This is a genomic window from Rhodoferax ferrireducens, from assembly GCF_049302455.1.
Classification (GTDB): domain Bacteria; phylum Pseudomonadota; class Gammaproteobacteria; order Burkholderiales; family Burkholderiaceae_C; genus Rhodoferax; species Rhodoferax ferrireducens_B.
The window spans coordinates 1-18,158 of the sequence record NZ_JBAQMD010000112.1; the positions used below are offsets into that span (position 1 = coordinate 1).

The 18,158-nt window shown below is 60.9% G+C and carries 22 protein-coding genes; 20 read left to right on the plus strand and 2 right to left on the minus strand.

From position 1 onward, the window contains the following. Positions 1-1,640, minus strand: a 1,640-nt coding sequence (gene nifA / locus WA157_RS18240; protein ID WP_422622325.1) for a nif-specific transcriptional activator NifA, incomplete at its 3' end; no start/stop codon positions are given. A 334-nt stretch (positions 1,641-1,974) separates the two neighbouring features. On the opposite strand from nifA, the gene WA157_RS18245 reads away from it, so the two are divergent. The 10 genes from WA157_RS18245 (at position 1,975) to WA157_RS18290 (ending at position 10,258) form a co-directional block, all read left to right on the plus strand. After that, positions 1,975-3,219, plus strand: a complete 1,245-nt coding sequence (locus WA157_RS18245) for an IscS subfamily cysteine desulfurase (protein WP_422622326.1) — start codon at positions 1,975-1,977, stop codon at positions 3,217-3,219. Positions 3,220-3,266: 47 nt separating this feature from the next. After that, positions 3,267-3,701, plus strand: coding sequence for a Fe-S cluster assembly scaffold IscU (iscU, locus tag WA157_RS18250; protein ID WP_422622327.1), 435 nt, complete (start codon positions 3,267-3,269; stop codon positions 3,699-3,701). 93 nt (positions 3,702-3,794) lie between these two features. Beyond that, positions 3,795-4,127, plus strand: coding sequence for an iron-sulfur cluster insertion protein ErpA (gene erpA / locus WA157_RS18255; RefSeq protein WP_422622346.1), 333 nt, complete (start codon positions 3,795-3,797; stop codon positions 4,125-4,127). An 11-nt stretch (positions 4,128-4,138) separates the two neighbouring features. Then, complete coding sequence (gene iscA / locus WA157_RS18260; protein WP_422622328.1) at positions 4,139-4,462, plus strand: iron-sulfur cluster assembly protein IscA; 324 nt, start codon at positions 4,139-4,141, stop codon at positions 4,460-4,462. A gap of 10 nt (positions 4,463-4,472) precedes the next feature. After that, entirely contained in the window at positions 4,473-6,347 is a 1,875-nt protein-coding gene (gene hscA, locus WA157_RS18265) for a Fe-S protein assembly chaperone HscA (RefSeq protein WP_422622329.1), read from the plus strand. Positions 6,348-6,395: 48 nt separating this feature from the next. After that, positions 6,396-6,731 carry an ISC system 2Fe-2S type ferredoxin gene (gene fdx, locus WA157_RS18270; protein WP_422622330.1) on the plus strand — a complete coding sequence of 112 codons (336 nt, stop codon included), beginning with the start codon at positions 6,396-6,398 and terminating at the stop codon, positions 6,729-6,731. Positions 6,732-7,210: 479 nt separating this feature from the next. Further along, entirely contained in the window at positions 7,211-8,038 is an 828-nt protein-coding gene (locus WA157_RS18275) for a hypothetical protein (protein WP_422622331.1), read from the plus strand. A gap of 9 nt (positions 8,039-8,047) precedes the next feature. Beyond that, positions 8,048-8,758, plus strand: coding sequence for a hypothetical protein (locus WA157_RS18280; RefSeq protein WP_422622332.1), 711 nt, complete (start codon positions 8,048-8,050; stop codon positions 8,756-8,758). 199 nt (positions 8,759-8,957) lie between these two features. Further along, the gene (locus WA157_RS18285) at positions 8,958-9,263 is read left to right on the plus strand and encodes an NIPSNAP family protein (RefSeq protein WP_422622333.1); all 306 of its coding nucleotides are present in this window, start codon (positions 8,958-8,960) and stop codon (positions 9,261-9,263) included. Continuing rightward, the gene (locus WA157_RS18290; protein ID WP_422622334.1) at positions 9,260-10,258 is read left to right on the plus strand and encodes a GNAT family N-acetyltransferase; all 999 of its coding nucleotides are present in this window, start codon (positions 9,260-9,262) and stop codon (positions 10,256-10,258) included. The genes WA157_RS18285 and WA157_RS18290 overlap by 4 nt, the downstream gene beginning before the upstream one ends. A 69-nt stretch (positions 10,259-10,327) precedes the next feature. Here the strand turns inward: WA157_RS18290 and WA157_RS18295 are convergent, their stop codons facing one another. Then, entirely contained in the window at positions 10,328-10,699 is a 372-nt protein-coding gene (locus tag WA157_RS18295; RefSeq protein ID WP_422622335.1) for a MerR family transcriptional regulator, read from the minus strand. An 87-nt stretch (positions 10,700-10,786) separates the two neighbouring features. On the opposite strand from WA157_RS18295, the gene WA157_RS18300 reads away from it, so the two are divergent. From WA157_RS18300 to WA157_RS18345, 10 genes are all read left to right on the plus strand, one after another. After that, on the plus strand, positions 10,787-11,209 hold the full coding sequence (locus WA157_RS18300; protein WP_422622336.1) for a hypothetical protein: 423 nt from the start codon (positions 10,787-10,789) through the stop codon (positions 11,207-11,209). Between the two features lie 335 nt (positions 11,210-11,544). Beyond that, positions 11,545-12,714, plus strand: coding sequence for a homocitrate synthase (gene nifV / locus WA157_RS18305; protein ID WP_422622337.1), 1,170 nt, complete (start codon positions 11,545-11,547; stop codon positions 12,712-12,714). Further along, on the plus strand, positions 12,711-13,511 hold the full coding sequence (cysE, locus tag WA157_RS18310; protein ID WP_422622338.1) for a serine O-acetyltransferase: 801 nt from the start codon (positions 12,711-12,713) through the stop codon (positions 13,509-13,511). The genes nifV and cysE overlap by 4 nt, the downstream gene beginning before the upstream one ends. A gap of 6 nt (positions 13,512-13,517) precedes the next feature. Further along, on the plus strand, positions 13,518-13,856 hold the full coding sequence (gene nifW / locus WA157_RS18315) for a nitrogenase stabilizing/protective protein NifW (protein ID WP_422622339.1): 339 nt from the start codon (positions 13,518-13,520) through the stop codon (positions 13,854-13,856). A 22-nt stretch (positions 13,857-13,878) separates the two neighbouring features. Continuing rightward, positions 13,879-14,727 (plus strand): electron transfer flavoprotein subunit beta/FixA family protein, encoded by an 849-nt coding sequence (locus WA157_RS18320; protein ID WP_422622340.1) that lies wholly within the window; start codon positions 13,879-13,881, stop codon positions 14,725-14,727. Beyond that, entirely contained in the window at positions 14,724-15,833 is a 1,110-nt protein-coding gene (locus WA157_RS18325; protein WP_422622341.1) for an electron transfer flavoprotein subunit alpha/FixB family protein, read from the plus strand. Before WA157_RS18320 ends, WA157_RS18325 begins: the two co-directional genes overlap by 4 nt. 21 nt (positions 15,834-15,854) lie before the next feature. Further along, positions 15,855-17,165, plus strand: coding sequence for an FAD-dependent oxidoreductase (locus WA157_RS18330; protein WP_422622342.1), 1,311 nt, complete (start codon positions 15,855-15,857; stop codon positions 17,163-17,165). Next, on the plus strand, positions 17,162-17,461 hold the full coding sequence (locus tag WA157_RS18335) for a ferredoxin family protein (protein WP_422622343.1): 300 nt from the start codon (positions 17,162-17,164) through the stop codon (positions 17,459-17,461). Before WA157_RS18330 ends, WA157_RS18335 begins: the two co-directional genes overlap by 4 nt. 13 nt (positions 17,462-17,474) lie before the next feature. Next, positions 17,475-17,870, plus strand: coding sequence for a site-specific integrase (locus tag WA157_RS18340; protein ID WP_422622344.1), 396 nt, complete (start codon positions 17,475-17,477; stop codon positions 17,868-17,870). Continuing rightward, complete coding sequence (locus WA157_RS18345; protein WP_422622345.1) at positions 17,857-18,090, plus strand: hypothetical protein; 234 nt, start codon at positions 17,857-17,859, stop codon at positions 18,088-18,090. The genes WA157_RS18340 and WA157_RS18345 overlap by 14 nt, the downstream gene beginning before the upstream one ends. The last annotated feature ends 68 nt before the right edge of the window (positions 18,091-18,158 follow it).

An 18,158-nucleotide genomic window follows, 5' to 3' on the forward strand; every position in this document is an offset into this window, starting at 1 on the left:
GCCTTGGCCTGGACCCAGCCGCAGCGCTCCATGGCCCAGATCAGGCGCTCACGTTCGCCCTCGGGTTTGCCGTCGTCGGGCACCACGGCGTCGTCACGACCTTCTGGGGCGGCGGTAGCGGGGTCATTGCCGACGGCCACCGACGCCGGCGCGGCATCGTCCGGCAGCGGCGCTGCTGTCTCGGAATGGGGGTGCGCGGGCGTCATCGGCACTTCGGTGATGGGAATGTCGGCCAGGCGGGCAGGGCGCACGGCATCTTCCCGGTCGATGTGGTGCAGCACCTGGGTCAGGCAGCGGTTTTCCCGACACGGAAAGGCCAGGTCGGTGATGATGTCATCGTGCGCCATGGTGGCGGTGCGTTCGACGCAGTTCTCCAGCTCCCGCACGTTGCCGGGCCAGTAGCAACTGGTCAGCACGCGCAGGGCGGCGGCGTTGAAATGGGTGCTGCGCAGGTTCTCCTGGTTGAAACGCGCCAGAAAATGCTGCGCCATGGCCGGGATGTCTTCGCGCCGTTCGCGCAACGGCGGCAGCTGGATGCTGACCACGTTGATGCGGTAGTAGAGATCGGCGCGGAACTCGCCAGCCTGCACCATGCGCTCCAGATTGCGATTGGTCGCCAGAATGAGCCGCACGTCCACCTTCACGACCGTGGTACCGCCGACGCGCTCGAATTCACGTTCCTGCAGCACGCGCAACAGCTTGGCCTGGAATGAGGCCGAGATGTCGCCGATTTCGTCGAGGAACAGGGTGCCGCCGTGCGACAGCTCGAAGCGGCCTTTGCGTTGGCCTTGGGCGCCGGTGTACGCGCCTTTTTCGTGGCCGAACAATTCGCTCTCCAGCAGCGACTCGGTCAGCGCTGCGCAATTGACCCGCACGAAGGCTTCGCGCTTGCGCGGCGAGAGGTTGTGGATGGCGCGCGCAATCACCTCCTTGCCGGTGCCGCTTTCGCCGCGCAGCAGCACCGTGGTGCGGGCCGGTGCGACTTGGTGGACTTGGTGGAAAACGTCCTGCATGGGGGCGGAGACACCCACCACCTGATCAATCTGGTGGCTGGGCTTGAGCATCTTGTCCATGCGGCGCACTTCATCCTGCAAGGTGTTGTGTGCGGCGCTGACGCTGCGGTGCAACAGCAGCGCCTGCCCCATGAGCGTGGCCACCATCTTGAGCAATTGCAAATCGTCGGCGAACCCGCGGCGCTCGCCGGGGTTGAGGCAGTCAATGGCCAGCACCCCGACAGTGCGGCGGTCGGCGCGAATGGGTGTGACCAGCATGGCCACGGGAATGCCCGGGCTCTGGTCGGCGCCGCCGGTACGATTGAGAAACAGCGGTTCGGCGTGCACGTCGGGCACGATGACCTGAATGCCGTTGGCATAGACGCGCCCGACAATGCCTTCACCTGACTGGAACTGCAGACGCTGCTGTTCCTCGCGTGTGAGGCCGACGGCACACAGACCTCGCAACTGCTGGCCGCCGGGCTCGCTGAGCACCACGAAGGCGCGCCGCCAGTCAAAAGCGTGCAGCAGGTAGTTCAAGGCCTCGCGGAAGGTTTTGGCGACGTCCAGCGAAGTGGCCAGCGTCTTGCTGACTTCGTAAATCGCGTTGAGCTCGCGCCGAGCTTCAGTCACTTGTGTGTTCACCATGTGGAGCCCCGGTTGTGTGCAACATCGGGCCTGCCGCATCAAATCACCGGCCTCCCAGGTACTGGTATGCACCAGTAATGGGAGACGACGACAACGCAACGGCCTCTGGCCGCAATTCGTGCAAGAAACGTACCAAAAATACCCAATGCGACACAGCGGGCGGAACTGAAACATGCAGTTACCGACAAACATGACAAGGTGCTGGTGGCATGCGACGCCGGTCGCGCACAAAAATAACAATTTGTGCGACGAAGGCCCTGATTGATGCGACAAAACGCATGGCATTGAAATTGCGGTAGAGAGGGTGACCCACCTCTTTTCTCAGGAGCCTGCCATGACGGACCCTAGCCACGACAAAGCCAATTTCCGCGCCGCCCCCCCTGTGTACCTCGACTACGCGGCAACGACACCGGTGGATCGGCGCGTGGCGAGCAAGATGATTCCTTATTTGACCGAGATCTATGGCAACCCCGCCAGCCGTTCCCATGCTTACGGCTGGGCGGCGGACGAGGCGGTGGAGCTGGCCCGCGAACAGGTTTGCTCGCTGATCAACGCCGATCCGCGCGAGATTGCCTGGACCTCCGGCGCCACCGAATCCAATAACCTCGCCATCAAAGGTGCGGCCCATTTCCACCGAGCCAAAGGCAAGCACCTTGTGACGGTGGCGACCGAGCACAAGGCGGTGCTGGACAGCATGCGCGAGCTGGAACGCGAAGGCTTTGAAGTGACGGTGCTGCCGGTGCTGCCCAGCGGGCTGCTGGACCTGGCGGTGTTTGAGGCCGCACTGCGTCCCGACACCGTGCTGGCCTCGGTGATGTTCGTCAACAACGAAACCGGTGTCGTGCAGGACGTCGCCGCCCTGGGCGCGCTGTGCCGCGCCAAGGGCGTGCTGTTCCATGTGGATGCCGCGCAGGCTGCGGGCAAGGTGGCCATCGACCTGGAGCAACTACCGATTGATTTGATGTCCTTATCAGCCCACAAAATCTACGGCCCCAAAGGCATCGGTGCCCTCTACGTGCGGCGCAAACCCCGGGTGCGCATTGAAGCCCAGATGCACGGCGGCGGCCACGAGCGCGGCATGCGCTCGGGCACGCTGCCCACGCACCAGATTGTCGGCATGGGCGAGGCCTTTTGGCTGGCGCGCGAAAACATGGCGGCGGACAACGCCCGCATCAGCGCCCTGCGCGAGCGGCTCTGGGCCGGCTTCCAGAAGATGGATGCGGTTGTGCTCAATGGCGACGAGCAACACCGCGCCGTGCAGTACCTGAACGTCAGCTTCAACTACGTCGAGGGCGAGTCGCTTTTGATGGGCATCAAAGGTGTGGCGGTGTCCTCGGGTTCGGCCTGCACCTCGGCCAGTCTGGAACCCAGTTACGTGCTGCGCGCCATGGGCCGTAGCGACGAACTGGCCCACAGCTCGGTACGTTTCTCCATTGGCCGCTTCACTACGGTCGAGGACATCGATTTCACGATCGAACAGGTGACACAGGTGGTGTCAAAACTGCGCGCCATGAGCCCACTGTGGGACATGGTGCAGGCCGGTGTCGATCTCAATTCAATCCAGTGGTCCGAACACTGAGCCTGGACCCCGCCAGCTCATCCATCAACACAGATACGGAGAATTCCATGGCATACAGTGACAAGGTCGTTGACCACTACGAGAACCCCCGCAACGTCGGCGCCTTCGAGGCTGGCGACGACAGCATTGGCACCGGTATGGTGGGCGCGCCCGCCTGCGGCGATGTGATGCGCCTGCAGATCCGCGTCAACGCGCAAGGCGTGATTGAGGACGCCAAGTTCAAGACCTATGGCTGCGGCTCGGCCATCGCGTCGAGCTCACTGGTCACGGAATGGGTGCGTGGTCGCACGCTGGACGAGGCCCTGGCCATCAAGAACGCCGACATCGCGGAGGAGCTGGCCCTGCCGCCGGTAAAAATCCATTGTTCGATCCTGGCCGAGGACGCGATCAAGGCGGCCGTCGCCGACTTCCGTTCGCGTCACCCGGCTGGCGGCGCCAAAGAGCTCCCCGAGCAACCGGTCTGCGGCTCCAGCACGCATTGAGTTTCCCCCACCCATCTCCCGACAGCATCTCCCAAGAAGGAATTCAAAATGGAAGCAGCTCCGACCATTGACAGTCCCACCTTGCCAGGCGTCATGCCCGGTCAGCTGGAATTCACACCTTCGGCGGCTGCCAAGGTGGCTGACTTGATTGTGGAGGAGGGCAACCCCAAGCTCAAGCTACGCCTGTACGTGACTGGCGGCGGCTGCTCTGGCTTCTCCTACGGTTTTGCCTTTGACGACCAGGTCGCCGAGGACGACACGCAGATCATCACCGAAGGCGTTGCTCTGGTGGTGGACGCCATGAGCCTGCAGTACGTGCTGGGCGCGCGCGTCGACTTCGAGGACGGCCTGGAGGGCTCGCGCTTTGTCATCCACAACCCCAATGCGCAGACCACCTGTGGCTGCGGCAGTTCTTTCTCTGTCTAGGAGTTGATGCCATGAGTGTGTCCCTGACTCCCGCCGCCGCGCGCCATGTCGAGAAATCCCTGGTCAAGCGGGGCAGCGGCATCGGCCTGCGCCTGGCCGTCAAAACCAGTGGTTGCTCCGGCTTTGCCTACGCACTCGAATTCGTCGACTCGATAAACGCAGACGATGACTGCTTCGAAACCCATGGCGTGAAGATCATTGTTGACTCGCGCAGCCTGGGCATGCTGGCCGGCACCGAACTCGACTTCGTGCGCGAAGGCCTGAACGAAGGCTTCAAGTTCAACAACCCGAACGCCAAGGCCAACTGCGGCTGCGGCGAGAGTTTCGCCGTCTAAGGTTCAAGACATGGCACTACTGCAAATCGCCGAACCCGGGCAGAGCGCCGCGCCGCACCAGCACCGGTTGGCCGCCGGCATCGACCTGGGCACCACCAACTCGCTGATTGCCACCGTGCAGAGCGCCATGGCGCGTGCGTTGCCGGACGAGGAGGGCGCCATGTTGCTGCCCTCGGTCGTGCGCTATCTGCCGGGCAATGGCATTGTGGTGGGGCGTGAAGCGCAAGGAGCCCAAGCGGACGATCCCGAGAACACCATCGTCTCGGTCAAGCGTTTCATGGGCCGCAGCCTGTCGGACCTGAAGAGCGCCGCTGGTTTGCCCTACCGTTTTACCGATGCCCCCGGCATGGTCGGCATCACCACCATCTCGGGCGAACGCTCACCGGTGCAGGTTTCGGCTGAAATTTTGACCGCGTTGCGTGAGCGCGCCGAAGTCTCGCTCGGCGGCCCGCTGGCCGGCGTCGTGATCACGGTGCCCGCGTACTTTGACGATGCGCAGCGCCAGGCCACCAAGGATGCCGCGCGACTGGCGGGCCTCACCGTCTTGCGCCTGCTCAACGAGCCCACCGCCGCCGCCATCGCCTACGGGCTGGACAAAGCGGCGCAAGGCACGTTTGCGATTTACGACCTGGGCGGCGGCACCTTCGACATCTCCATCCTCAGCCTCACCAAGGGCGTGTTCGAAGTGCTGGCCACTGGCGGCGATTCGGCCCTGGGCGGCGACGATTTTGACCACGCCATTGCCGAGTGGTTTTGCACGCAGCACGGCATCGACGGCTTGGCGGCCTTGCCACCGGGCTCGCAACGCAGCCTGCTGACCGCGTCGCGTTCGGTCAAAGAGGCGCTCTCGCAGCACGAGACGGCGGTCCTGTCCCTCACCCATGTTGACGGCAAGGCCCAACAAGCCATTCTGTCGCGCGCCCAGTTCGCCGAGCTCGGCGCCGCGCTGATCGCCCGCACCATGGCCTCCACGAAGCGGGCCTTGCGCGATGCCAAGCTGTCCACGGACGACATCACCGGCGTGGTCTTGGTGGGCGGCTCCACCCGCATGCCGATTGCCCGCGATGCCGTGCGCGAGTTCTTCGGTCGCGACCCGCTGGTGGATATCGACCCGGACCAGGTCGTCGCGCTCGGCGCCGCCCTGCAGGCCAATGTGCTGGCCGGCAACAGCGGCGGCGACGAATGGCTGCTGCTCGATGTCTGCCCGCTCTCCTTGGGGATCGAGACCATGGGCGGCCTGGTCGAGAAAATCATTCCGCGCAACTCCACGCTACCGATTGCACGCGCGCAGGAATTCACCACCTTCAAGGATGGCCAAACCGCGATGTCGCTGCATGTGGTGCAGGGCGAACGCGAGACCGTCGCCAACTGCCGTTCGCTGGCGCGTTTTGAGCTGCGCGGCATTCCGCCAGCGGTGGCGGGCTCGGTGCACATCCGGGTCAGTTTTCAGATCGATGCCGACGGCCTGTTGTCGGTTACGGCGCGCGAGCAAGGCAGCGGCATTGAGGCCCACATCGAGGTCAAGCCCTCCTACGGCCTGGCCGACACACAAATATCGGCCATGCTGGCGGACGCGATTGGCGCGTCCAAAGAAGACATGTTGCTGCGCTCCTTGCGCGAGGCGCAGGTCGATGCGCGGCGCATGCTCGATGCCACAGGAACGGCACTGCACACGGACGCCGCATTGCTATCGGCGGCCGAACTGGGCGCGATCCGCAAGGCCATGTTCACGGTGGGCGACATGCTGGAAACCGAGGCGCCAGTGGACGAGCTGCGCGCCGCAACCGTTGCACTTGGATCTGTCACCGATGAATTCGCCGCGCGGCGCATGAACGCCTCCATCAGCAAGGCGCTCGCCGGGCAGACCATGGACAGCCTGGCCTAAGTTGACAGGTCGCGCCGGTTCATCGTCCCAAATCCACCAAGTCTTCACATGCCGCACATCCACCTAATGCCTCACCCCGACTTGTGCCCCGAGGGGCGCGACTTCGAAGTCAAGCGCGGTGCCTCGCTGTGCGAGAGCCTGCTCAAAGCCGGTGTGGCGATTGAGCACGCTTGCGAGATGGTGGCGGCTTGTTCGACCTGCCATGTCTACGTACGCGCGGGCGGCTCCTCGTTGAAAGAGCCCGATGACGAAGAGAACGACCAGCTCGACCACGCCTGGGGCCTGGAAGCGCAGTCGCGGCTGGCCTGCTGCGTCAAAGTGCGGGATGCCGACATCACGGTTGAGTTTCCGCTGCACACAAGAAACCATGCAAGGGAGCATTGAGGGCTCATTCCGCATCTCCGCTGCATAAATCCGTCACTGGCCCATCATGGGTCCGTCATTGCGAGCGCAGCGCGGCAATCCATGCCCCACGGATCGCCCGTGCCAGCAGCGTTCATCACGTTACGGTCCAAATAAGCTTTTCTCATGCATTTATGAAGAACTGGCCTCTAGCCCGCATGGGTAGTGCGCAAGTAGCTATCAAAACAGTAGTAAAAATCTTTCCCGAAAGCTGCAGAACTTCTACCGCCGAACAGGTCACCACTGACGGGCAGGCAGGACTCGCTGAGCTATAGTCGCGCGGTGTCATGTATCCCGCATGCTGGTTTTTCTGGAGTTGCTATGGTCCCTCGCTTGCTTTTCGAATTTCGTGAAAACCAATCTGCATGCGGTTTGGCGGGAGATTTTTTGCGCCGATGTTCGAACGACAAACATCGTGTTGATGAGACAGAAACCTGTCGCCCCATATTGAGCAGCCATAGATGACTATCCTCATAGCTTTCCTGCAGTCAATACCAGATGTCATTTGGTCTGGGGTGATCGCGTCCATTCTTACGCTCAGTGGCGTGCTGATCTCTAACCGAAGCAATACCAATCGGTTGAAATTGCAGCTCCAACATGACGCAACTGAAACAGCAAAGGAACGCACCTCCACTTTGAGGCGTGAGGTGTATCTGCGCACTGCAGAGGAACTCGTGAAGACTAATGCACACCTCGCGAGTCTTCCCCAACTTGATGTGACGAAGACGAACTTGGCCGATGGGCTTCAAGGCTTCGCTTCTGCGGCAGCACGGCTGCAATTAGTCGCAGAGCCGAAAACTGCACTCTTGGTCAGTCAGCTTGCATCGGAGTACGGGGAGCTTGTGTTCAAGCTGATGGCGCACCTGATTCCCGCAAGCAAATCGAAGACAGACATTCGGATCGCAGATGATCTCTACACAAAGGCACAAGCCGAAGTAACGCGACTTCTCTCCGAGATGGCAAAGCTCAACGAATCCGGCAAGCCTGATCCCCAAGTATTTCAGGCTCTCGACATGAGCTTTAAGTTTCAACAGAGCCAGGCAAAAAGTTATGCAGATGAGCGAAACGCTGCGTGGGCTAGCTTCAACCGCCACAACCTCGTCTTTCAACGGTACTTGCTTGCACAACTGAGAGACATTGGTTCCAAGCAGATTCCCGTGATGATCGAGATTCGGCGCGACCTCGGGCTGACAGGTGACCTAGATGAAATCGAAGCGCACATGCAGAGGCAATGGCTGCGTATGGAGTCGCACTTGGATGCTCTCATTGTTCAGCTAAATGGCAGCTAGAGGCAGCCTATGCTCACGCATTACACGCGAAACGCCACGGCCGTAGGCAGCATCCTGACTCACGGGTTTGCCTGGCTCCCCAATCGGAGGAAGCTTGCTCACGTATTGATACCTGGCCATGACTTTTCTCGACGCGAACCGCAACAGTTCGGAATGATCTCTTTCACGGAAATTGAGCCACCTCACGCAGAAGTTCACTGTGACACATTCGGTCACTACGGAATCGTCGTATCGGAAGCTTGGGCCGCACCGAAGAAGGCACAACGCGTCATATATGTCGAGGAGACTGGTCCAGTCACAGAAACGCTGAAGCTTCTCTTTGCCATCGGCTACGCTGACGTAACCAGCAAGATCGAGTACCCCGACGACGGCGGATGGCAGATGGCCTACGAAAACAAGGCGGCAGCGAGTGCAATCGCTGGATCAACTATGTGGGCGCATCTTCTTCAGCTTTGGGAGTACCTTGAGCCGGCCGCTTCCGCTGCTCAACGCGAATGGCGCATCGTTAACACTGAGCCCTTCTATTCACTTAGCGAAAACAAGGCTGAAGCCATAGCTCAAGTGTCGCCTCCCCAGAATTGGGCCAAGTTCACAAATGTTGTTCCCATTCCACGCTCGGAAGTTATCGCTCTTGTTTGTCGCTCGCGGGACAAACAATCACTACGCGCAAACATACCGCCCGCATATCAAGATGTCACGATCATCGAGACAGGTGGCTAATCAATAGCCACAGGTCTCTCGCCTTCAACCCCCACACTACCCACCGTACGGGTCCGAAGTGTGCGGTTCAATAAGTCGGCGCTCTCAATAAAGTTCAACTTTTCCGTTTTGCCGATAGCCCTGCACCAACGCGGTTCGTGCTCGAATCCAATGGCCTTCGTCTTATATGATCGTCCCCCTACTCACAAAGTCGATGCCCATGATTACCTGCTATCTGCGCTATGTCATTGATCCTTTCAAGCTCAAGGAATTTGAGCACTATGGAAAGGTCTGGATCCCTTTGGTCGAAAAGTTCGGTGGCAAGCATCATGGCTACTTTCTTCCGTCGGAAGGGGCCAACAACATAGCGCTCGCGATGTTTACTTTTCCATCCTTCGCCCTGTATGAGGCGTACCGCGCACAGTCACTTGAAGACCCTGAATGCCAAGCGGCGTTCAAGTATGCGGAGGAAACGCGTTGCATCATCAGCTATGAGCGCAGCTTTTTCCGTCCCGTCTTTGCATGAAGCGGACTGATCCCCAGGCGACCGGTCTCTCCGTGCGCATTTGCGAAGCGTCCCTTCCCGCCGATGGCGAACGCCTGATGGCGGTCATTCACGAATACATCGCATGGTTGAACATGGATCTTTCGTATCGGGGATTCGCCCAGGAAATGGAGAAGTTCAATGAGCTTTTCACGCTTCCGAGCGGCCTTTTCTTCATGGCGCAGGCAGATCAGGAAATCGCGGGGTGCGTGGGTCTTCTGCGTCACTCGGCCAGCATGGCCGAGGTGAAGCGCTTGTACGTCAGGCCAGTGTTCCGTGGTCTGCGCCTTGGCGAAAAGCTCGTTGCCGCACTCATGGTGCGGGCTCGGCAACTCGGCTACGAGCGACTCATACTCGACGCCGTGCCGCAGACGACGGTCGCCCAAGCGTTATATCGCACCATCGGATTCCAGGAAATCGAGCCGTACTATGCCAACCCGGTTCCAGGCACGAAATTTTTTGCTCTTCAACTGCATCAACACCCCGGAGTCGCCATGCCTAATCCCGAGTTTCCCGCCGCCATCGTTGCCCTGGACGCAGCACCCCGGAGCAAACCTTCCAGTTATCCAGAGCCGTTTGCGTCGCGCATGACAGGCCGGGAGAAACGGCCGCTGGGTGACATCTTCGGTTTGTCCAACTTCGGGGTGAACCTGACGCGCCTCATTCCGGGCGCAGGCTCTGCCCTTCGTCACGCCCACACGAAACAAGACGAATTCGTGTACATCCTGGAGGGACACCCGGTGCTCATCACTGACCAAGGTGAGACACCGCTTTCTCCGGGCATGTGCGCGGGCTTCAAGGCCGGCACCGGCAACGGCCACAAAGTGGTGAACCGCACAAACGCGGATGTTCTTTATCTCGAGGTGGGCGACCGCACCGCCGGTGATACCGCGACCTACCCGGATGACGACTTGCAAGCCGCCTTGGGGGACGACCGGAAATGGCGGTACGCCCACAAGGATGGAACACCGTATTGAAATGCAGGGCAGCTCCAGTCATTCTGAGCGGCGGCATCTCAGCTTGCCGCTCACCGGGAGCGGGCTCCGTTAACGCGTGCTTACTTTCACATCAGCCGTCAAAGGACAAGTCTGACCCAGCCGCAGGGCCAGGGCTTCGCGCAAGCCCTGCAAAGCGGCGATGCGCGCATCAATTTCCAGCAGTTTTTCGCCCAGCACCTGCACAATCGCCGGGCCGGGCTCGGCTGCGTCCCAGAGTTCGGGCAGCTTGTGGCCAATTTCGGCCAGCGTGAATCCCAGTTGCTGGGCAGTGCGAATGTAGTTGACCAGCATGAGCGCCTCGGGCGGGTAGTCCCGGTAGCCATTGGACAGACGGCGTGAGCGGATCAAACCTTGCTGCTCATAAAAGCGCAGAGCTTCGCGGCTTAGGCCGGCGCTTGTGGCGAGTTCCCCGATCAGCATCGAAATTTTCCTGAAAAGTGCTTGACCTTGAAGCTTACTTCAGGCTTCAAGATCGAGGCTCCTTTCACTTTTTTCAACTTGATTCTCATGATGACTTCCGACCGTTATTTGAAAATTGTGCGCGCCAGCGCTTGGTACGACCTCTTGGTGACTTGGCCGTTTGCCACGCCCTGGACCTTTGTCTGGCTTTACGGCAATCTGACCACACTGGCACAAACGCTGGGCTTGCCCGGCACGGTGCATCCACTGGACGCAACCCACATTCTCTTTGCCAACTTGCTGGGCTCGGTAGTGCTGGTGTGGTCGCTGGCCCGTCTCCTCAATCCCAGTTTACGTCTGGGCCGTCTCGATGGCATGGCGCGCGTGCTGTTTGCGCTGTGGCAAGTCAATGCGTTTTTGGCAGGCGCCAACGCCATCGTGTTGGGCTTTACCGCGTTTGAACTGATTTTTGCAGTGCTGCAGTTCTGGCCTAAAGTAGGCCGTAAACTTGAAACCACAAGCCCCAATTGAAGACCCGCCTGCGTCCGTGTTCCATATAAAAAAACACCCTCCAACGCCCGTTCACCGTGCACAGACAGCTATCAAACATATAGCAACTCGTTGACGCCGACACAACAATTTGCCCGCCGCGCAGGCGGGTTGTTGCCGTCCTCTACCAGAGCAACACGCGGTTCACCGCGCTCTGTCCGAAACAACACATTCCCGACAACCGTGTTTAGTGGCTAAGCCGGGCCGCCGGCCCCAGACCCGACAAACCCACCCCGCAGCCCGTCCTTCAAGACGATAAAGGCATCAAAAACATGTGGCATGCACCTTGCAATACAGGATGCAAAGGACGCCACACCATGCCCCTCAACCTCATCATCAACGACACCACGCTACGCGATGGCGAGCAGACCGCCGGGGTGGCGTTCACGGTCGATGAGAAATGCGCCATTGCCTGTGCGCTGGCCGCAGCCGGTGTGCCGGAGATGGAGATCGGCATTCCCGCCATGGGCGAGGAAGAGATTGACTGCATCAACGCCATTGCCTCCCTTGAACTGCCCGCTGCCTTGATGGTCTGGGGCCGCCTGACCGATGGCGACCTGGCCAGTGCCTTGCGCTGCCAGGCTGACATCATTCATCTTTCGATTCCGGTGTCGGACATTCACCTGCGCCACAAGCTGCGCCAGCCGCGCGAATGGGTGCTGACGCAGGTCACGCGCGTGATCGAACAGGCGGTGGCTAGCGGCCGCAAGATTTCATTGGGCGCGGAAGACGCGTCGCGCGCCGATGCCGATTTTCTGGCCCAGGTCGCCCGGCGCGCCCAGGCGTGCGGCGCCAGCCGTATTCGCTTTGCCGACACGCTGGGCGTGCTCGACCCCTTCACGACCTTTGAGGCCATTGCACGGCTGCGCGACGCGGTGGACATGGAAATCGAGATTCACTCGCACAACGACTTGGGCCTGGCCACGGCCAACACACTGGCCGCGCTGCGCGGCGGCGCCAGCCATGCCAATACCACGGTGAATGGTCTGGGCGAACGCGCCGGCAATGCCGCGCTGGAAGAAGTGGTAATGGGTGTGCGTCACTTGCACCACGCTGAGACCGGTGTGGACACGCACGCGCTGGTGTCAATCTCACGGCTGGTGGCGCGCGCCTCCGGTCGCCAGGTGGCTTTTAACAAGAGCATCGTGGGCGAGGCGGTGTTTACTCATGAGTCCGGCATTCATATCGATGGCCTGCTCAAGAATGCGTCCACCTACGAGAGCTTCGATCCTTCGGAACTCGGCCGTCAGCGGCGCACGGTGCTGGGCAAGCATTCCGGCTCGCAGGCGGTGCGCCAGGCCTACGGCTTGCTGGGCGTGGTGTTGGACGACGATGCATTGACCGGTCGCGTGCTGGCGCGCATTCGCGACCACGCCATGCGCGTCAAGCAGGAAGCAACACCGAACGAGCTACGCGGTTTTTTACGCGATTCGCAGCTGCCTTTTGCGGCGCACACGATCCACCCGGCGGCCTTGGGTTTGTCATGAAAGCATCCGAGAACACCATCGCCGCGCAGCCAGCGCCAGAGCCCGATGCGCCCGCGCGTTCCTGGTGGTCGCTGGTGCGCGAAGACGCGCGCTGTGTGCTGGAGCGTGATCCAGCGGCGCGCAGCCTGCTGGAAGTCTGGACCATCTACCCGGGGGTGCAGGCGATTGCGCTGCACCGCATGGCGCACGCCTTGTGGCTGCGCGGCTGGCGTTACCTGCCGCGCTGGGTTTCCTTTGTCTCGCGCGCTCTGACCCAGGTCGATATTCATCCCGGCGCCCGCATCGGCGCGCGCTTCTTCATCGACCACGGCACCGGCGTCGTCATCGGCGAGACCGCCGAGGTGGGCAACGATGTCACGCTCTACCACGGCGTGACGCTGGGCGGCACCAACTGGACCATCGGCAAGCGCCATCCCACCTTGGGTCACCAGGTGGTGGTGGGTGCCGGTGCCAAGATATTGGGCCCGATCCGGATCGGTGACCGGGCGCGCGTGGCAGCCAACTCGGTGGTGATTGATGCGGTCCCAGCTGACGCCACCGTGGTCGGCATTCCGGGCCGCGTGGTGGCGCCGCGCCGCCGCACCACCTACGGTTTTGACCTGGACCACCACCAGATTCCCGACCCGGTGGGCAAGGCCATTGCCTGCCTGCTGGACCGGGTTGCGCAGCTGGAACTGGCGCAAGCGCAGAGCCACAGCTTCGCCACGTTTGAGGCGCCCTGCGGCGCCTGCGACGACCACTGCACCACCGAACCCGGCTTCAAAAAATCCTTCCTTCAACCTGTCGCCATGGAGTAAGACCCGATGGAAAACTTTCTTCAACAACTCAAAACCCTGTCCTGCGCCGAGGATTTTCTGCAGTACTTTGGCGTGCCTTTTGACCAGCATGTGGTCAACGTCAGCCGGTTGCACATCCTCAAGCGATTCTTTCAGTACATCCGCCAGGAGAACCTGCTGGTGCAGACCAACGAAGTGGGCCTCTACACCCTGTACCGCGAACAGCTGGTCAAGGCCTACGCGGATTTCGTCACGTCCACACCGGCACAAGAAAAAGTGTTCAAGGTGTTCCAGGACACCAACGGCCGCCAGCATGTGACGCTGGACAGTCTCAAAGCGTCCATGCCACGGCGTGCCGTCGCCTAACAGCACTTCTAGGAGCATTGCCATGCACATCGTCGTTTGTATCAAACAGGTTCCGGATTCGGCGCAAATTCGCGTCCACCCGGTCACCAACACCATCATGCGCCAGGGGGTGCCGGCCATCGTCAACCCGTATGACCTGTTCTCGCTCGAAGAGGCGCTGCGCCTCAAGGACAAGTTCGGCGGCAAGGTCACCATGCTGTGCATGGGCCCGCCGCAAGCCGAAGAAGCGCTGCGCAAGTGCATCAGCTTCGGCGCCGACGACGCCGTGCTGGTCACCGACCGCGCCTTCGCCGGTGCCGACACGCTGGCCACCTCCTATGCGCTGGCGGCCGGTGTGCGCCAGGTTGCCAAAGAGCAGGCGGTGGACATCGTGTTCACCGGCAAGCAGACCATTGACGGCGATACCGCCCAGGTCGGCCCCGGCATCGCCAAGCGCATGGGGTTGCAATTGCTGACCTATGTGTCGCGCATCGTCGAGGTCGATGAGGAAAAACGCACCATCACGGTGGAGCGGCGCGCCGAAGGTGGGGTACAGATGCTCAAGACCTCGCTGCCGTGCCTGATCACGATGCTGGAAAACACCAACGAAATGCGCTTTGCCAACCTGCCCGCCATGATCCACGCCGCCGCCTACCCGGTGCGCAAGTGGAGCAAGGAGCAGGCCGGCATCGAGGACTTCGACAAGATCGGCCTGAAGGGCTCGCCCACCGTGGTGAGCAAGGTCTTCGGTCCGACCCCGCGCAGCGAAAAGGCCGAGATGCTGGAGCTGGAGACCTCCAGCCTGCGCGATCTGTCGCTCAATCTGATCCAGAAGATTTTCACGCGCCACCCGACGCTGGAGTCCGATTTGCTGATGAAGGAACTGACATGAGTGAAGCCCCTAACACCGCCGCAGCTCCGGCCAAGCGTCCCGCTGGCCGCCGCAATGTGGAATTAAGCGAAGAACTGAAGGCCTACAAAGGCGTCTGGGTCTTCATCGAACACGACCGCGGCCATGTGCACAGCGTGTCGTGGGAACTGGTGGGCGAAGCGCGCAAGCTGGCCGACAAGCTGGGTTGCCCGGTCAGCGCCGTCCTGCTCGGCGGCCCTGACGAGCCGCTGGAGAAACTCGCCGCCGAGGCCTTCACTTTTGGCGCCGACAAGGCCTACATCATGAAGGACCCGGTGCTTAAAGGTTACCGCAACGAGCCCTTCACCAAGGGCCTGACCGACCTGGTCAACAAGTATCAGCCTGAAATCATGCTGCTCGGTGCCACCTCCATGGGCCGCGACCTGGCCGGCTCGGTGGCGACCACGCTGCTCACCGGTCTGACCGCCGATTGCACAGAACTCAATATTGACCCGACCTCCAAGGCACTGGCCGCCACGCGTCCCACCTTTGGCGGCTCCTTGTATTGCACCATCATGACGCTGGCCTACCGCCCGCAGATGGCCACCGTGCGGCCGCGCGTCATGCTGATGCCCAAGGCCGACGCCAGCCGCAGCGGCGAAATCGTGCGCGACACCCTCGGCATGGTGGAGACGCAGATCGTGACCAAACTGCTCGACTTCATCGCCGATGCCCACAGCAACAAGATCAACCTGCCGTATGCCGACGTCATCGTCAGCGGTGGCAAGGGCCTGAAGAACCCGGACAACTTCAAGTTGGTGTTCGAGCTGGCGCGCGTGCTCGGTGGCGAGGTCGGCGCTACGCGCCCTTGCGTGCAAGCTGGCTGGGTGGAGGCGGACCGGCAAGTAGGGCAGACCGGCAAGACCGTGCGGCCCAAGCTCTACATCGCCGCCGGGATTTCCGGTGCGGTCCAGCACCGTGTGGGCTGTGAGAGTTCGGATGTGATCGTGGCGATCAACACCGACGTCAACGCGCCAATCTTCGACTTCGCGCACTACGGCATCGTCGGCAGCGCGATGCAGGTGCTGCCCGCGCTGACGCAAGCCTTCGCCGCCCATCTGGCGCTGCGCAGCCGCCAAGTGGCCTGACCCGCTTACAGGAGACCTGAGATGAAAAAACCAAACCAATTCGACGCCATTGTTGTCGGTGCCGGTCCGGCCGGTAACGCCTGCGCCTACACCCTGGCCAAGGCCGGTCTCAAGGTGCTGCAGATCGAGCGCGGAGAATACCCCGGCAGCAAGAACGTGCAGGGCGCCATCCTGTACTCCAAGGCGCTGGAGGAAATCATTCCCGATTTCCGCGACGATGCACCGCTGGAGCGCCACATCATCGAGCAGCGCATGTGGCTGCTCGACGAGAACTCCTTCGTCGGCACCCACGTTCGCAGTGAAGACTACAACCAGCCGCCTTACAACCGCTACACCATCATTCGCGCCCAGTTCGACAAATGGTTCAGCTCCAAGGTGCGCGAAGCCGGCGCCCTGCTGATTTGCGAGACCACCGTCAAGCACCTGATCATGGACGGTGATCAGGTGGTGGGTGTGCAGTGCGACCGCGAGGCCGGCGATGTCTACGCCGACGTGGTGGTGCTGGCCGACGGCGTGAATTCCACGCTGGCGCGCAAGGCTGGATTCCATCCGGAGATTCCCGCCGGCAATGTGGCGCTGGCGGTCAAGGAGATTCTCTTCATGCCCGAGGAAACCATTCGCCAGCGCTTCAACGTGGGGGAGGAATCCGGTGTCGTGATGGAGTTGGTGGGGCGCATCACCGACGGCATGGTCGGCACCGGCTTTTTGTACACCAACAAGGAATCGCTGACCATCGGCGTCGGCTGCATGCTGAGCGATTTCGCGAAGAACCCGAACCGAACAAGTCCCTACGCGCTGCTGGAACAGATGAAGCGTCATCCCTCCATTGCACCCTTGATCGAGGGCGGCGAGATGAAGGAATACTGTGCCCACCTGATTCCCGAAGGCGGCTTTCATGCCATTCCGAAGGTCTATGGCAACGGCTGGATGATCGTCGGCGACTCGGGCGGCTTCGTCAACTCGGCGCACCGCGAGGGCTCGAACCTGGCGATGACCACCGGGCGCCTGGCGGCCGAAACCGTCATAGCGGCCAAGGCCGCCGGCCGCGGCTACCGCGCGGATTCGCTGTACGCCTACAAGAACGCGCTCGACGCCAGCTTCGTGATGAAGGACCTGCACAAGTACCGCGACTTGCCGGGCGTCCTGCACAAGAGTCCTCAGTTCTTCACCGCCTACCCCGATATGGTCGCCAAAGCAGCACGCACCATGATCACGGTGGACGGCGTGGACAAGAAGACCAAGGAACGGGAAATATTCGCGAACCTGCGCAAGACCCGCAAGCTGAGCGGGCTGGTGGGTGACGCTTTCAAACTCTGGAAGGCCATCCGATGAACACCATCACCGTCAATGTTGAAGAAAAACTGTTCCAGAACCGTTACCGGGTCGATGCCGGGCGGCCGCACATCAAGATCAAGGACGCCGACGTCTGCACCAACATCTGCGTCGTCAAGAGCTGCACCTTTGTTTGTCCGGCGTCCTGCTACAAAACCGAGGGCAACGGCAGCGTGACGCTGATCACCGACGGCTGCCTGGAATGCGGCAGTTGCCGCATCATCTGCTCTGAGCACACGAACGTGGATTGGGAGTATCCGCGCGGCGGGCACGGTATTTTGTTCAAGTTTGGCTGAAAGTAGAGACTTGGTGTCGGCAACTGATCACAAAAACGGCCGGCCACACTCTGTACCACTCAATCAAGCAGCCATGGAAGTGCTGGAGCGGCGGCAGGGCGATCACCTGACCCATGTTTTCACTTGCGAGGTAAATCCAATCGTCCAGCTCAATACCAAGGCTTGGCGCAATGCGTTGGACAGGGCAGGGATTCAGGATTTCCGCTGGCATGACCTGCGGCACACCTTTGCTACATGCCATCGGGAGGCTGGAACTCTCACGCACGAACTGCACCGCCTGGGTGGCTGGAAAACCCAATCTATGGTGGAGCGTTATGCGCACGTCGCGCCGGAAGGTCTGCAATTTGCGACGAGTCGGCTAGACTCACTTCTAAATAAACCATTTGGGAGTCCCGATGCTTTTCCCTGAGAAATTCCTTGCCAGCTTTAAAGACGATCCCATCGGAGGAACGATCAAGATGATTCAAACTGTCAGGGAAAACATCGATACCAGTGGAGGAGATTGGCTTGAATCTGACTACCAGACTTATTTAGAAGTTTACGCATTGATCAATGAGGTGGTCGCTGCAAAGATAAAGCAACATCTATTCTGTAAATTTCGATTTTGGTTCTGTGTTGTTGCGCAATAGCGTCGGGTCAAGGCTTCATGTTCAGGTAGATTTTTGCGGTCATCCACTCCTCGTCTTGTTCGGCCAGC

Coding starts and splice junctions, on each gene's coding strand:
- WA157_RS18285 (WP_422622333.1), top strand. CDS start 8,958: ATGATTACCTGCTATCTGCGCTATGTCATTGATCCTTTCAAGCTCAAG.
- WA157_RS18320 (WP_422622340.1), top strand. CDS start 13,879: ATGCACATCGTCGTTTGTATCAAACAGGTTCCGGATTCGGCGCAAATT.
- hscA (WP_422622329.1), top strand. CDS start 4,473: ATGGCACTACTGCAAATCGCCGAACCCGGGCAGAGCGCCGCGCCGCAC.
- cysE (WP_422622338.1), top strand. CDS start 12,711: ATGAAAGCATCCGAGAACACCATCGCCGCGCAGCCAGCGCCAGAGCCC.
- iscU (WP_422622327.1), top strand. CDS start 3,267: ATGGCATACAGTGACAAGGTCGTTGACCACTACGAGAACCCCCGCAAC.
- WA157_RS18295 (WP_422622335.1), bottom strand. CDS start 10,699: ATGCTGATCGGGGAACTCGCCACAAGCGCCGGCCTAAGCCGCGAAGCT.
- WA157_RS18280 (WP_422622332.1), top strand. CDS start 8,048: ATGCTCACGCATTACACGCGAAACGCCACGGCCGTAGGCAGCATCCTG.
- WA157_RS18345 (WP_422622345.1), top strand. CDS start 17,857: ATGCTTTTCCCTGAGAAATTCCTTGCCAGCTTTAAAGACGATCCCATC.
- fdx (WP_422622330.1), top strand. CDS start 6,396: ATGCCGCACATCCACCTAATGCCTCACCCCGACTTGTGCCCCGAGGGG.
- nifV (WP_422622337.1), top strand. CDS start 11,545: ATGCCCCTCAACCTCATCATCAACGACACCACGCTACGCGATGGCGAG.
- WA157_RS18325 (WP_422622341.1), top strand. CDS start 14,724: ATGAGTGAAGCCCCTAACACCGCCGCAGCTCCGGCCAAGCGTCCCGCT.
- erpA (WP_422622346.1), top strand. CDS start 3,795: ATGCCCGGTCAGCTGGAATTCACACCTTCGGCGGCTGCCAAGGTGGCT.
- WA157_RS18275 (WP_422622331.1), top strand. CDS start 7,211: ATGACTATCCTCATAGCTTTCCTGCAGTCAATACCAGATGTCATTTGG.
- WA157_RS18245 (WP_422622326.1), top strand. CDS start 1,975: ATGACGGACCCTAGCCACGACAAAGCCAATTTCCGCGCCGCCCCCCCT.
- nifW (WP_422622339.1), top strand. CDS start 13,518: ATGGAAAACTTTCTTCAACAACTCAAAACCCTGTCCTGCGCCGAGGAT.
- WA157_RS18300 (WP_422622336.1), top strand. CDS start 10,787: ATGATGACTTCCGACCGTTATTTGAAAATTGTGCGCGCCAGCGCTTGG.
- WA157_RS18330 (WP_422622342.1), top strand. CDS start 15,855: ATGAAAAAACCAAACCAATTCGACGCCATTGTTGTCGGTGCCGGTCCG.
- WA157_RS18335 (WP_422622343.1), top strand. CDS start 17,162: ATGAACACCATCACCGTCAATGTTGAAGAAAAACTGTTCCAGAACCGT.
- WA157_RS18290 (WP_422622334.1), top strand. CDS start 9,260: ATGAAGCGGACTGATCCCCAGGCGACCGGTCTCTCCGTGCGCATTTGC.
- iscA (WP_422622328.1), top strand. CDS start 4,139: ATGAGTGTGTCCCTGACTCCCGCCGCCGCGCGCCATGTCGAGAAATCC.